Genomic DNA, 11,661 nt, shown 5'->3' with positions numbered 1-11,661 from the left:
AACCTGTTTTATAATTAACTCGCCGCCAATGAATTACTCAAGTATCAGAGGGGGGTAAGGTATATTTTTGAAAACAGCGCGCGCCGCGAAACCTCAACGGGTTTCGCGCAGGCCGGGGCCATCGCTGTTTCGACCGGCTAGCTGCGCACGAACTTGAGCTTCCACCGCTGCGGGCCTTCTTCGAGGTAGCTGACCTCGAAGGCCGTCGCATCGCGCTGCCGCAGCTGAGCCAGCAGCGGCAGCGGATTATGCGTGGCCGACAGCACCAGGCCTGCGCCGGGCCGCAATGAATCCAGCGCGCCGAAGATGGCCGCGTGGCGGACCGCATGGGGGATCGCCTGGACATCGAGCTGGGGGAGGTCCTCGTCATGCCCGCCGCAGGCGCAGCCGCCCGGTGCCTGCTGCTTCAGGGCTTCTTCCCTGTTGCCGGAAATCTCGATGCGTTCTGTCATGATCTGCTCCCTTGCCCTGGTCCGGCGTCGTCGCGTGGGGCGTATGCCGGTCCGCGTGGTGCGGTTCGATTTATTTTATTACACTTAACTTAGTGGAAAATAGCGGGGCGGGAAAGAGCTGGCTCCAAGGAGGCGCGGAATCATGGGCAAAGGACCGGATGGCGGAGCGCCCCGGCGCAGCGGAGGCGGGCGCGTTCACTCGTCGACCCGCGAGCGGATACTGTCGCTGGTCGAAATGCGGAGCGAGGGCCTGAGCCTGCCTCAGGTGGCCGAGTTCATGGGCCTGCATGAGAACACTGTCCGGAGCCATCTGGACGCGCTGCTCGCCGACGGGTACGTGCAGCGGGAGTCCGCGCCCGCCACCGGCCGCGGGCGGCCAGCTTGGATCTGGCGGGCCGCGGCGCCAACCCCCTCGCCGTTCGCCGCGCTGGCCAACGTACTGGCCGACCAGGTGGCGCTGCTCAGCGACAACCCGGCCCGGGCCGGCATCGAGGCTGGCCAGCGCTGGGGCGCAACGCTGCCAGAAGCCGCCCTGGAAGGCGATGCCCGTGGCGCCGTTATCGACTCGCTGGCTGCGCTCGGTTTTGCGCCCCGCCTCGAAGCCGACCACAGCGTGTCGCTGCTCTCCTGCCCGCTGCTCAGCGCGGCCCGGGAGAACCCGCAGGTCATCTGCAACGTGCATCTGGGGATCGTGCGGGGGATCTTGCAGTCCCACGGACGGGATCCTGCAGGAAGCCGGATCCTGCCGTTCGCGCTGGAGCACGGCTGCCGCCTTGAACTATCGCCACAGCGCGAGGGGCAACGATGAGCCCGGCCTCCTATGCTGCGCCGTCCAGGCCCAAACGCCGGGGACGGTGGCGCCTGGCCCTGATGTTCCCGGCCGGCCTGTGCCTGCTGGCCGGGCTGGATGCGGCGCTGATCCTGCTGGATGTACCCGCCCCGGTGCAAATTGCCGCGTGGGGGCCGGCGCATTCGCTGGCCATGGTCTTCGGGTTTGTCGGAGCGCTGATTGCCTTGGAGCGAGCGGTGGCCTGGGGGCGGGCCGCGGGCTACGCGGCGCCCGTCCTGCTGGCGCTAGGCGGTGGCAGCCAGCTGTTCGCCGCGCCCCGGGCGCTGACCGGAACGCTGCTGATCCTGGGCATGGCCGCCCTGCTGGCCACCTACTACCCGTTGTGGCGCAGGCAGCGTGCCGACGCGGTGCTGATCCAGATGCTCGGCGCCTGCGCCGGGCTGGGCGCCACCGTGCTGTACGCCGGCGGAGTGGAGATCTCCTTGCTGCTGCCGTGGCTGGCCGCGTTCCTGGTGATGACCATCGCCGGGGAACGGGTTGAGCTGGCCCGCATCCAGTTGACCTCGCGCTCGCAAGCCCTGGCGGTGGTCCTCAACGTTGCGCTGCTCATGTCCGCCGCGGCGTCCACGCTGTTCGTCCAAGCCGGGACCGTGCTCTTCGGCCTGGTGCTGTGCGCACTGGTGCTCTGGCTGGCGGTCAACGACGTCGCGCGGCGCACCGTCAAGTTGAAGGGCGCGCCGCGCTACATGGCGGCCTGCCTGCTGGCCGGCTACTTCTGGCTGCTGGTTGCCGGCGTCGTCTGGATGCTGGGGTACTCGGCCGGCTCCGGCGCCTACGATACTGCGGTGCACGCGGTTTTCCTGGGCTTCGTGATGTCCATGATCATGGCCCATGCGCCCACGATCCTGCCGGCCGTACTGGCCATCGACCTTCCCTACCGCCAGGCCATGTGGCTGCCGGTGATCCTCATGCATGCCGGCTTGGTGATCCGCCTGTGGCTCGGCAACGGGTTGGGTGGGCAGCTGGCATGGCAGGTCGGTGGTGTTCTCAACGTCGTCGCGCTGCTGCTTTTCGTGTTCGTGGCCCTCGCCAGCGCGTTGCTGGCGCTCACGTCCGCACCTGCCTCCGGGAAGGAATCCGTTAAATGAACCTGCCGTTGAGCACCGGGCCCGCCGCAGCGAAGGTCCCCGGCCGGGGTTTCTGGCCTCTGCGCGACCTGCCCACGGCGCTGTGGCTGATTCTGGTGGTTGTCGTCGCGCTGGTCCACCGCCAGCTGCCGGCGCCCCGCTGGCTGCTGATCCACCTGCTGCTGCTCGGCGCGCTGTCCCACGCCATTCTGGTCTGGTCGCAGTACTTCGCCACCGCGCTGCTCAAACGCGTGGTGACCGTCCAGGAACGCCGCCGGCAGTCGCTGCGCCTGGGGCTGATGAACGGCGGCGCCGCCGTGGTGGTTGCCGGGGTGCTTGCCGAACTGTGGCCGTTGACGCTGGCCGGTGCGCTGCTGGTCGCCGTGGCCGCGGCATGGCACGGAGCCTGGCTGTACCGCAGCCTGCGCGGCGCGCTGCCCTCGCCCTATGCCGCGAGCGTGCGCTACTACATCGCCGCCGCCTGCTTCCTACCGATCGGCGCCGGGCTGGGAACCTGGATTTCCGCCGGGCTCGCTTCTCCGCTGCATGAGCGGCTGACCTTGGCCCATGCACTGGTGAACCTGCTGGGCTGGGTCGGGCTGACCGTCGCCGGAACCCTGATCACGCTGTGGCCCACGATGCTGCGCACCCGCATCGCCCCCCATGCCGCGGTGCGCCTGCGCCGGGCGCTGCCGGTACTCGCAGCCTCGGTGCTGGTGGCCGCGGGCGGGGCGGCCGCGGGGCTGCTGCTGGTGGCAGCCCTGGGTGTGCTCGGCTATCTGGCAGGGCTGGGAATGACGGCCTCGCCTTTCATCCATGCCGCCAGGGCCAAGCCGCCGCGCAGCTTCGCCACCTTGTCGGTCCTGTCCGCGGTCTGCTGGTGGACGGGCACCCTGGTGTGGACGCTCTACGCCCTGGCTGCCAGCGGCGACTGGACGCAGATGGGCCGGCACTTCGACACCATCGTGCCGTACCTGGCCGCAGGCTTCGCCGCGCAGATCCTGCTGGGCGCGCTGTCCTATCTGGTGCCCGTGGCGCTGGGCGGCGGGCCGCGCCCGGTCCGCGCGGCGGCCACGGCCTTCGACCGTGGAGCCGCCTGGCGGGTGAGCATGGCCAACGCAGCGTTGCTGGCCTGCGCCCTGCCGATCTCCTCGCTGGTGCGTGTGCTGTGCTCGGTGCTTTACCTCGGCGCCATGGGCAGCTTCATCCCCTTGCTCTTCACCGCCTTGAAGGCCCATCGCTTGGCCAAGAAAGAAGCCGCGGAATCCGCAGGCCAGCCGAGGGCCCGCGAGCGCGGCCCGGTGGAACCCGAAGGCGCCCGCCCGCCCGGCCAACGCCTGGGCCAGGCGGCCGCAGGTCTTATGTCGGTTGTGCTGGTGATCGCCGTCGGCGTAGCACTGGATCCCGCGGCCGCCGGGATCCGCCCGCCGGCCGCTTCCACCGCGCAGCAGCCGGTCGACCCTGCCAACGCACCGGTCAAGACCGTGCAGATGACCGCCAAGGACATGCGGTTCACACCCTCCACCATCGAGGTGGAAGCAGGAACACGGCTGGTCATCGAATTGGCCAACACCGATGCCACGCAGGTCCACGACCTGGTGCTGGCCAACGGGAGCGACTCCGGGCGCCTGGCACCGGGCCAGAGCGCCACCGTGGACGCCGGGGTCATCACCGCAGACATGGAGGGCTGGTGCTCCATCGTCGGGCACAAGCAGATGGGCATGGTGATGCGGATCGTGGTGACCGGCGCCGCCGCCGCACCCGGCGACACGGCACCAGAGACGTCCCACGGACACCTGCAGGATGCTGGCCAGCCGCCCGCGGCCGCGGGACCCGACCTGCAGGCCCAGCCCGCGGACGGATTCACCGCACGCAACCCGGTACTGGATCCACTGCCTGCGGACACCGGCAAGCCGGCGCTGCACAAGCAACGCTTCACGGTCAGCGAGCTGCAGGCCGAAGTGTCGCCGGGGTTCACACAGAACCTGTGGACCTTCAACGGCACCGCCCCGGGTCCGGTCCTGCACGGACGGATCGGCGACAAATTCGAAATCACGCTCTACAACGACGGCACCATGGGCCACTCCATCGACTTCCACGCTGGGTCCCTGGCCCCGGACAAACCGATGCGAACCATCGCCCCTGGCGAGGAACTGACCTACACGTTCACCGCCACCAAGTCGGGGATCTGGATGTACCACTGCGCCACCGCACCCATGAGCTCACACATCGCCAACGGCATGTACGGAGCGGTCATCATCGAACCCGAGGACCTGCCCGCGGTGGACAAGTCGTATGTGATGGTGCAGTCCGAGTACTACCTCGGCGCGGAAGGGCAACCGGTGGACGTGGACAAGACTGCAGGAGGGAACCCCGACCTGGTGGTGTTCAACGGCTATGCAAATCAATACTCCTTCGACCCGCTGCAGGTTGCCACCGGTGAACGCATCCGCATCTGGGTACTCGTCGCGGGCCCCAACAGGCCCAGCAGCTTCCACGTGATCGGCGGCCAGTTCGACACCGTGTACTTCGAAGGTGCCTACCAGCTGGACGCCCGCGATCGAACCGGCGGGGGTTCCCAATCCCTGGCCTTGGCCCCCGCGCAGGGAGGATTCGTGGAGCTGGCGCTGCCCGAGGCCGGGAACTACCCGTTCGTCACGCACTACATGTCGGACGGCGAGAAGGGCGCGCACGGCATGATCAGGGTTTCTGATCCTAACTAGCGCTCGCCGTAGCCCCCGGGTCCTTCCATGCCGCCCGGGTCCGGAGCGTCAGCGGCAGCGTCGGCAAGGAACCTGCCGAGCTGCGCCAGCACGATGCGGTGACCGGAACGGCTGCCCTCGATCATGCCCGCTCTGACGAAAGAGGTCACCTGGCTGGTGACAGCCACCTGCGTCGCGCCGCCCAACGGCTCCAAGGTCCAGGAGACCAGTGCGGAGGACAGCGGTGTCTCGTTGGTCCATACGGTTTCCGCATAGACGATCAGCTGCTGCTCGACCACGCGGAGGACTGCGCCTCGATGAGGAAATCTAGGGAACCCAGCGGGCCGCCGCGGTAGCTCTCACGTCCGCCTTCGCGGAAGTGCTCGGCGGCGTACTCGATGCCTTCCCCTGCCGGTACGCCCCACACGCAGCGGCGCGCGGGGTCGGCATAGGCATCCCAGACCTCGGCGCAGGGAAAGGGGATGCGCCTGCTCAGCGTGATGGTCTCATGGACAAGTGCATTCATTGCGCCGCTTTTCCTCGGTTCGGCTAGTTGCTCGCAATTATTGGCACTGCAACGGGCGAATGCAAGGGCCTCCTAGGGGGATCGGCCTGCGGACAGGGGCATGTTGTGAGCGTACTCATAACAGGAATATTGACGCGTCAATTACTATTGTGTCTGGTAGGTGAAAAGACCACCGACTTTGTTCAAACGGAGATGACATGCCAACGAAAATTGGTTTCCTGACCTTCGGCCACTGGTCGGGCACTGCAAACTCCGCGGTTCCCACGGGCGCCGCCGCGGTGAGGCAGATGGTGGATCTAGCGCAGGCCGCCGAACGCAGCGGCTTCGACGGAGCCTGGCTGCGGGTGCACCACTTCGACCGTTCGCTGTCCGCACCGTTCCCTCTGCTGGCGGCCATGGCCGCCTCGACAACCACACTTGAAGTCGGCACCGGTGTGATCGACATGCGCTAGCGCATGTTCGTGTTATGGCTCTCGTTTTCTCGGTCCGCGTCCCTCTACAGGTACCGGCAGACCTGGTCTGGGCTGCATGTGTCGGGGTCCGGGTGCGCGGCGTCGTGCCGGAGGTCGGCGATGGTGCCGTGCAGGGCGGTGAGCTGGGCGATCTGCTGCTCGATCTCGGCCAGGCGCGCGTCGAGGAGGTCTCGCACGTGCTCGCAGGGCGCGTGGCCGCTGTCGCGGATGTCGAGGATTTGGCGGATCTGGGCGAGGGTGAGGCCTGCGGCCTGGCCACGGTGAACGAAGTCGATCCGGGCTACGGCGTCGGGCGCGTAGTCGCGGTACCCGGATGGCGTCCGGTCGGCCGGGGGCAGCAGTCCCTGCTCTTCGTAGAACCGGAGCGTCTTCGAGGTGGTGCCCGCGCGTTCGGCGAGTTCTCCGATGCGCATTGCGGCCTCCGATCATTCGGCAGGGGCCACGCTTGACCTTCCCCTGCACTGGAAGGTCCAGTATGGCTGAAACGGAACAGAAGTCCAAGCCTTGACGGGAGCAGCGATGCCTACGAAGTACGATCTCGCCATCATCGGATCGGGCGGCGGAGCGTTCGCCGCCGCGATTCGCGCGACCATGCTCGGGAAGTCGGTGGTGATGATCGAGCGTGGCACGCTCGGCGGCACCTGCGTGAACACGGGCTGCGTGCCGTCGAAGGCCCTCATCTCCGCCGCCGATGCACGGCACGTCGCCGCCGACGCCGCCGACCGGTTCCCGGGGATCGCGACGACGGCAGGCCCAGTGGACATGCCCGCGCTGATCGCCGGGAAGCAGGCGTTGGTCGAGACGATGCGGGGCGAGAAGTACGCCGACGTCGCCGATTCATACGGGTGGCACGTCCGGCGGGGAGACGCCGGGTTCGCGGGCACCCCGGACGCGCCGGTGTTGGAGGTCACCGCCGCAGACGGAGCGGTCGAGACGATCGAGGCCGAGCACTACCTGGTCGCCACCGGTGCGCGGCCGTGGGCTCCGCCGATCGACGGCCTGGACGAGGCCGGGTACCTGACCTCGACCACGGCGATGGACCTGACCGAGGTCCCCGAGTCGATGCTGGTGCTCGGCGGCGGCTACGTCGCCCTGGAGCAGGCGCAGCTGTTCGCCCGCCTCGGCTCCCAGGTCACCGTGCTGGTGCGGTCCCGGCTCGCGTCGAAGGAGGAGCCGGAGGTGTCCCGGACACTGCAGGAGGTGTTCGCCGACGAGGGCATCCGGGTGGTCCGCCGCGCGGTGCCGACCCGGGTGTCCCGGGACGCGGCGACCGGGCAGGTCGTGGTTACCGCGGACGTGTCCGGCGGCTCGCAGGAGTTCCGCGCCGACCAGGTGCTCGTCGCCCTCGGACGCCGTCCCGTCACCGACGGCTTGAACCTCGATGCGGTCGGGGTGAAGACCGGGGACTCCGGCGAGGTGGTCGTCTCCGACCATCTGCAGTCGTCGAACCCGCGGATCTGGGCCGCGGGCGACGTGACCGGGCACCCGGAGTTCGTCTACGTCGCGGCCCACCACGGCACCCTCGTCGCCGAGAACGCGTTCGCCGACGCCGACCGGTCCGTCGACTACTCCCATCTGCCGCGGGTGACGTTCACCGGACCGGCGATCGGCGCGGTCGGGATGACCGAGAAGGAGGTCGTCGCCGCGGGGATCCGCTGCGACTGCCGCGTGCTGCCCCTGGAGTATGTGCCCCGGGCGGTGATCAACCGCGACACCCGCGGGTTCATCAAGATCGTCGTGAACGCCGATACGAGCGAGATCCTCGGCCTCACCGCCGTCGCCAAGGACGCCGGGGAACTCGCCGCCGCAGGCGTCCACGTGCTCGGCAAGACCAGCGCCGAAGTCGCCGACGCCTGGGCCCCCTACCTGACCATGACCGAAGGCATCCGGATCGCCGCGAAGTCCTTCACCACCGACCCGTCACTGCTCTCGTGCTGCGCATGAACGGCAACGCATGCAATCGGGGAGATCTCATCCGGAAGAGGTGCAGACGATGAGCGCCGATCACGACCGCGACGAACGGCGCGCCGGTCCCATCGTCGCCGCAGGGACCGGGCTGCTCCTACTGGCATGCTGCGCGCTTCCGTTGCTGCTCTGCTACGGCCTGCCGCTCATCGCGGCGGGCGGAGCACTCGCAGGCGTCGGAGGGCTCCTCGGCAATCCCTGGATCATCGGTGCCGGGATCGCCGTCGCGATGGCCGTCACGGCCGGGATGCTCGTCAGGCTACGGCGGCGGCACCGAGGCCGCAGGACTGGCTGCTGCGAAAATCCTTCGACTGCTGATCGGAACCGGTAGCTCGATCGGATCCAGCCATCACCGCCAACGGGGCCACCTCGGCATCCCGCGGCCCTTCCTGGTCTCCACGAGACCGGCGACCCAGCGGACGGACGCGAAGAGTCCGTAGCCGGCCCCGGCGAGGCCCATGGAGACCACGAGCCAGCGACCGATCCCGAGCCACACGCTCCCGTCCACATCGAGGGCCCACTGAGCGCCCGTGATAAGCCCGGCGACGGCCATCCAAACACCCGCGACGATCACTGCGACCGGCAGCAGCGCGAGGCACATCGACGCGGCGACCAACCAAAGCTGACGGGCCTCCAGCTTCGCCGTTGTGACGATGATCTTTTCGGCCCGCTCGTTCGCGGCGTCAATCTTGGCTGTTGCCACGGCCCCGGCGTCGGCAGCGGCCCTCTCGATCGACTGCACAGCCTGATCCCGGGCCGTGCTGATCGCGCTCGTCGCCTCGGTGCTGGCTTGGGTGATCGACTCCCGCCAGGCCTTCTGCGCACCGTTCGCGGCCCGCTCGAACTTAGCCCGGCTCTCATCGAGATGCTTGGCGGCAGCCTCGGACTTAGAGGCTGAGCCCTTCAGACTCTCCCCGTCGAGGTTCACGCTCATACCCGCGAGAGTGGACGCGATTCCGGCGAGCAGTTCGCTGTTCTCGTTCGACTCCGGCGGCGGCGACGTTGAGGTCAGCTGATGCGAGATCGCGGAGAGCTGCTTCTCCTGCTCCTCGCTGTCCACCTTCACGAACCCCGCGAGCTTCTTCTGCTGCTCGGTCAGCGTGGCGATCCTCGTATTCTGCGCCTCGACGGCGGCGAGGATCGAGGTCAACAGCTCCATCGTCTCCGGACTGCCGAGCGGTTGCGGCGACTGCACGGGCCCGTTCTGCTGCTTCAGCCTGTCGAGTGCTGCGCTCATGTTCCTGCTCCTTCTGCTGCTGGTGGTAGTCGAAGAACGCCTGCGCGCCCTCCGGGGTGAAGTCCGCCGAGAGTGCGCTCGTGCGCTTGCGGCGCTCGGCACGCCCGGACTCGCCGCGGCGGTCCTCGATGTAGAGCGTCCAGGTCTCCTGCCCGGCGCGTTTGCCCTTCTTGCTGACGGGGCTGTGCAGCCGAATCCGTGGCACCCGATCCCCGTCATCACCGAGCTGCTGGTTCTGCTCCTCGATCACCGAGACCAGACCGGCCTTGTCCACCGCGCGGGGATCGGCCAGCGCCGCACTCATCCGGTCGCCCATCTCGCGGTCGCGCGACCCCTCGGCGAAGTCTTCGCGGCGCAGCTCCCAGTCCTTCGGCGCGTGCTCCAGCCGCTTCACGACCGAGAGCCCGTGCTCGCGCATCAGCTCGTCGTTCGCCGACTGCACGCCCTTCTGATTCCCGGCCTTGCGGTCGTGGAACGTGCGATAGTCCGAGAGCGCCTTTCCCGTGCGGTTGTTGTGATTGAGAACCAAAATATGGTTGTGCGGCTTCTTTCCCCGCCCATCCACATGACTGACGACGAGGCAGTCGGAATCCGGGTGCATCTTCTTGGCGAGCTGGTAGCCCAGGTCGTTCACCCGCTGCACGTGTTCGGGGTTCTTCGGGTCGAACTCCTCGTCGCTGAACGACTGGCGGTAGTGCAGCGCCTCGACCTCGCGCGTCGTGTTCTGCGTGAGCGCCCGAGCGCGCGCCGAGAACGCGCCGGGGCCTCCCGGCACATCGCACGTGATCGCGACGCCCCGCTCGTCCTCCTTGCCCCGGATATAGCGCTCCGTGTCGGCGGCGCTGGCGCTCGGGCTGTAGTGCGTCGTGCTCACGAGGCCGTCCGATCACCGAGCAGGGCGCGGACCTCGCGCAGCAGCTCGATCAGCTCGGGCACCTCCGACGACAGCGCCACCGCCTCACCGGCACGTGCTCGGTGGTCCAGGTCGTTGACGTTGATCGCCAGCGGGCGGATCTGCGCGGCCAGCTCGCGCGCGTCCGCCGACACCTGCGCGCGCGCCTCGACGCCGAGCAGGTGCGCGGCCACGGCGGCGCCCAGCTCCTCGCTCCGAGAGGCGTGGAGGGCATCTCGGACGACGGCCCGCACCCACGTGCTCGGAGCCAGCCCGAGCCGCTTCGCACGAGTGCGAAGCGCCGCGAGCGTGGCCTCTCCGAAGTCGGTATCGAGCTTCGCGCGGCCCCCACGACGACGCTTCGCGCCGCCGTGACTCTGCCGCACAGCCTCCGCATCAGCCCGACCCGTGTTCACCTGGGAGTCGGTCCGCTGCTCCACCGAGCATGTGATGACCAACATTACGAAGGTCGTCAAGGACATCGGCTGGAAGTAGCCGCCGCGCTGGGGTTTGAAGCGACCCGGCCCCTTGACGTACGGCGCATGGACTGCAGGAAGGTCGAGGGGCGCTTGTGTGATTCGGGCGTTGCTTCTCCGCCGCATATAGCATCGGCGGCGCCGAAATGGAAATCCAATGCCTTGGCGAGGAAATCTGCCGCATATGCTCGCAGCGTCAAGCGCTTGATGATAGCTTGTTGCCCATGTCGCCTCAGGTGGGGATCTATTTTTCCAGGGCGATGCAGGCAGATGCCACATGATGTACCGACTATGTATTGGAAGGTTTTATGCGAGCACGAAAATTGCTGTCCGTCTCCGCCGCCCTGTTGCTGGGAGTATCCCTGAGCGCGTGCAAGAGCGCCGACCCTACGCCGTCGTCGGGCGAAGCGGCGGCTGGCGCCGAAGCGGCCCCGCCGGCCGATCCGCCCATCGCCACCTCCGGCGGCAAGTTACCCTTTCCCAGTTGTGCAGAAGTTGCAGAGCTCAGCGGCGGCCTGTTTGACGGTTTGGTGTTTGCCGACGAAACCGTGACCACCTATTCGGATAACCCTGGGGAAACGGACGTGAGCTGCATCTGGATTACGGAGGCTGCCGCGAAGCAGTCGACAGACCTGGCGAAGCATGCGACGGTGGGGTTTACCTTCCAATGGGAAGATGACGCGTTCGAATATGAGTCCCTCGAGTCAATGGGAATGGCGTTCAGCACGCCTCAGACCGAGGAGGTCGGAGCTTTCCTGCTCAACAAGAAGGAATCCCTGGACCTTGACGGTCCGCCAAGCCTGAGCGGCCCGCAGTTGGTCAAGGGGAACCTGAGCATCGGAGCAACCGGTATTGGGGCCATGGCCGGAGACGCCGTGGTCCTGGACTTCACGAACCAGGACATGTTGGACGTCCAGGTGGAAATCCTCAAGTACATGGAAAGCCGTCAGGCCTGATCGCACGCGCTGACCGGATGGAGCCAGGAGCGAAGCGAAAAAACCCTGCGGTGGCTGCCGTCCCT

13 protein-coding genes and 1 pseudogene are annotated in these 11,661 nt (G+C 67.7%); 7 read left to right on the top strand and 7 right to left on the bottom strand.

The window, feature by feature from the left end:
- Positions 1–137: 137 nt before the first annotated feature.
- A complete protein-coding gene (locus RF641_RS15435) occupies positions 138–452 on the bottom strand; it encodes a DUF2249 domain-containing protein (protein ID WP_120989216.1) in 315 nt (104 codons plus the stop codon).
- A gap of 142 nt (positions 453–594) precedes the next feature.
- On the opposite strand from RF641_RS15435, the gene RF641_RS15430 reads away from it, so the two are divergent.
- From RF641_RS15430 to RF641_RS15420, 3 genes are read left to right on the top strand one after another with little or no spacing between them, the layout of a single operon-like run.
- On the top strand, positions 595–1,260 hold the full coding sequence (locus RF641_RS15430) for a helix-turn-helix transcriptional regulator (protein ID WP_424573550.1): 666 nt from the start codon (positions 595–597) through the stop codon (positions 1,258–1,260).
- Positions 1,257–2,390: a hypothetical protein gene (locus RF641_RS15425; RefSeq protein WP_424573549.1), complete on the top strand. Its 1,134-nt coding sequence runs from the start codon at positions 1,257–1,259 to the stop codon at positions 2,388–2,390. The genes RF641_RS15430 and RF641_RS15425 overlap by 4 nt, the downstream gene beginning before the upstream one ends.
- Positions 2,387–5,092 carry a multicopper oxidase domain-containing protein gene (locus tag RF641_RS15420; RefSeq protein WP_424573548.1) on the top strand — a complete coding sequence of 902 codons (2,706 nt, stop codon included), beginning with the start codon at positions 2,387–2,389 and terminating at the stop codon, positions 5,090–5,092. The genes RF641_RS15425 and RF641_RS15420 overlap by 4 nt, the downstream gene beginning before the upstream one ends.
- On the opposite strand, the gene RF641_RS15415 is transcribed toward RF641_RS15420, so the two are convergent.
- Positions 5,089–5,370, bottom strand: a complete 282-nt coding sequence (locus tag RF641_RS15415) for a hypothetical protein (RefSeq protein WP_424573547.1) — start codon at positions 5,368–5,370, stop codon at positions 5,089–5,091. The genes RF641_RS15420 and RF641_RS15415 overlap by 4 nt on opposite strands.
- Entirely contained in the window at positions 5,352–5,597 is a 246-nt protein-coding gene (locus RF641_RS15410; protein ID WP_424573546.1) for a hypothetical protein, read from the bottom strand. Before RF641_RS15410 ends, RF641_RS15415 begins: the two co-directional genes overlap by 19 nt.
- A 197-nt stretch (positions 5,598–5,794) precedes the next feature.
- Here RF641_RS15410 and RF641_RS15405 point away from each other — a divergent pair, with 197 nt between their 5' ends.
- A complete protein-coding gene (locus RF641_RS15405; RefSeq protein ID WP_424573545.1) occupies positions 5,795–6,049 on the top strand; it encodes an LLM class flavin-dependent oxidoreductase in 255 nt (84 codons plus the stop codon).
- Positions 6,050–6,093: 44 nt separating this feature from the next.
- Here RF641_RS15405 and RF641_RS15400 read toward each other — a convergent pair whose 3' ends face one another.
- Positions 6,094–6,483, bottom strand: a complete 390-nt coding sequence (locus RF641_RS15400) for a heavy metal-responsive transcriptional regulator (RefSeq protein WP_042529932.1) — start codon at positions 6,481–6,483, stop codon at positions 6,094–6,096.
- Positions 6,484–6,589: 106 nt separating this feature from the next.
- Here RF641_RS15400 and merA point away from each other — a divergent pair, with 106 nt between their 5' ends.
- Positions 6,590–8,014, top strand: a complete 1,425-nt coding sequence (gene merA, locus RF641_RS15395) for a mercury(II) reductase (RefSeq protein WP_424573544.1) — start codon at positions 6,590–6,592, stop codon at positions 8,012–8,014.
- A 49-nt stretch (positions 8,015–8,063) separates the two neighbouring features.
- The gene (locus RF641_RS15390) at positions 8,064–8,366 is read left to right on the top strand and encodes a hypothetical protein (protein ID WP_202605321.1); all 303 of its coding nucleotides are present in this window, start codon (positions 8,064–8,066) and stop codon (positions 8,364–8,366) included.
- 18 nt (positions 8,367–8,384) lie between these two features.
- Here RF641_RS15390 and RF641_RS15385 read toward each other — a convergent pair whose 3' ends face one another.
- The 3 genes and pseudogenes from RF641_RS15385 to RF641_RS15375 all read right to left on the bottom strand — a co-directional run bounded on the left by RF641_RS15385 (position 8,385) and on the right by RF641_RS15375 (position 10,640).
- Positions 8,385–9,272, bottom strand: a complete 888-nt coding sequence (locus tag RF641_RS15385) for a hypothetical protein (protein WP_424573543.1) — start codon at positions 9,270–9,272, stop codon at positions 8,385–8,387.
- A 412-nt stretch (positions 9,273–9,684) separates the two neighbouring features.
- A pseudogene (locus RF641_RS15380) lies at positions 9,685–10,047 on the bottom strand (relaxase/mobilization nuclease domain-containing protein); the annotation flags it as partial.
- 95 nt (positions 10,048–10,142) lie between these two features.
- Positions 10,143–10,640, bottom strand: coding sequence for a hypothetical protein (locus RF641_RS15375; RefSeq protein WP_439822638.1), 498 nt, complete (start codon positions 10,638–10,640; stop codon positions 10,143–10,145).
- 308 nt (positions 10,641–10,948) lie between these two features.
- On the opposite strand from RF641_RS15375, the gene RF641_RS15370 reads away from it, so the two are divergent.
- On the top strand, positions 10,949–11,596 hold the full coding sequence (locus RF641_RS15370; RefSeq protein WP_047119517.1) for a hypothetical protein: 648 nt from the start codon (positions 10,949–10,951) through the stop codon (positions 11,594–11,596).
- Positions 11,597–11,661 lie beyond the last annotated feature (65 nt).

This window comes from Arthrobacter sp. 'calajunan' (assembly GCF_046940185.1).
In the GTDB taxonomy this organism is placed as follows: domain Bacteria; phylum Actinomycetota; class Actinomycetes; order Actinomycetales; family Micrococcaceae; genus Glutamicibacter; species Glutamicibacter soli.
The sequence above is the reverse complement of the archived record's forward strand: the minus strand, read 5'-3'. Positions and strand labels throughout refer to the sequence as shown.

What these genes read in the sequence shown, in the direction of transcription:
- RF641_RS15385 (WP_424573543.1), bottom strand. Translation starts at nt 9,272, where the DNA reads ATGAGCGCAGCACTCGACAGGCTGAAGCAGCAGAACGGGCCCGTGCAG.
- RF641_RS15405 (WP_424573545.1), top strand. Translation starts at nt 5,795, where the DNA reads ATGCCAACGAAAATTGGTTTCCTGACCTTCGGCCACTGGTCGGGCACT.
- RF641_RS15430 (WP_424573550.1), top strand. Translation starts at nt 595, where the DNA reads ATGGGCAAAGGACCGGATGGCGGAGCGCCCCGGCGCAGCGGAGGCGGG.
- merA (WP_424573544.1), top strand. Translation starts at nt 6,590, where the DNA reads ATGCCTACGAAGTACGATCTCGCCATCATCGGATCGGGCGGCGGAGCG.
- RF641_RS15425 (WP_424573549.1), top strand. Translation starts at nt 1,257, where the DNA reads ATGAGCCCGGCCTCCTATGCTGCGCCGTCCAGGCCCAAACGCCGGGGA.
- RF641_RS15370 (WP_047119517.1), top strand. Translation starts at nt 10,949, where the DNA reads ATGCGAGCACGAAAATTGCTGTCCGTCTCCGCCGCCCTGTTGCTGGGA.
- RF641_RS15390 (WP_202605321.1), top strand. Translation starts at nt 8,064, where the DNA reads ATGAGCGCCGATCACGACCGCGACGAACGGCGCGCCGGTCCCATCGTC.
- RF641_RS15400 (WP_042529932.1), bottom strand. Translation starts at nt 6,483, where the DNA reads ATGCGCATCGGAGAACTCGCCGAACGCGCGGGCACCACCTCGAAGACG.
- RF641_RS15420 (WP_424573548.1), top strand. Translation starts at nt 2,387, where the DNA reads ATGAACCTGCCGTTGAGCACCGGGCCCGCCGCAGCGAAGGTCCCCGGC.
- RF641_RS15410 (WP_424573546.1), bottom strand. Translation starts at nt 5,597, where the DNA reads ATGAATGCACTTGTCCATGAGACCATCACGCTGAGCAGGCGCATCCCC.
- RF641_RS15435 (WP_120989216.1), bottom strand. Translation starts at nt 452, where the DNA reads ATGACAGAACGCATCGAGATTTCCGGCAACAGGGAAGAAGCCCTGAAG.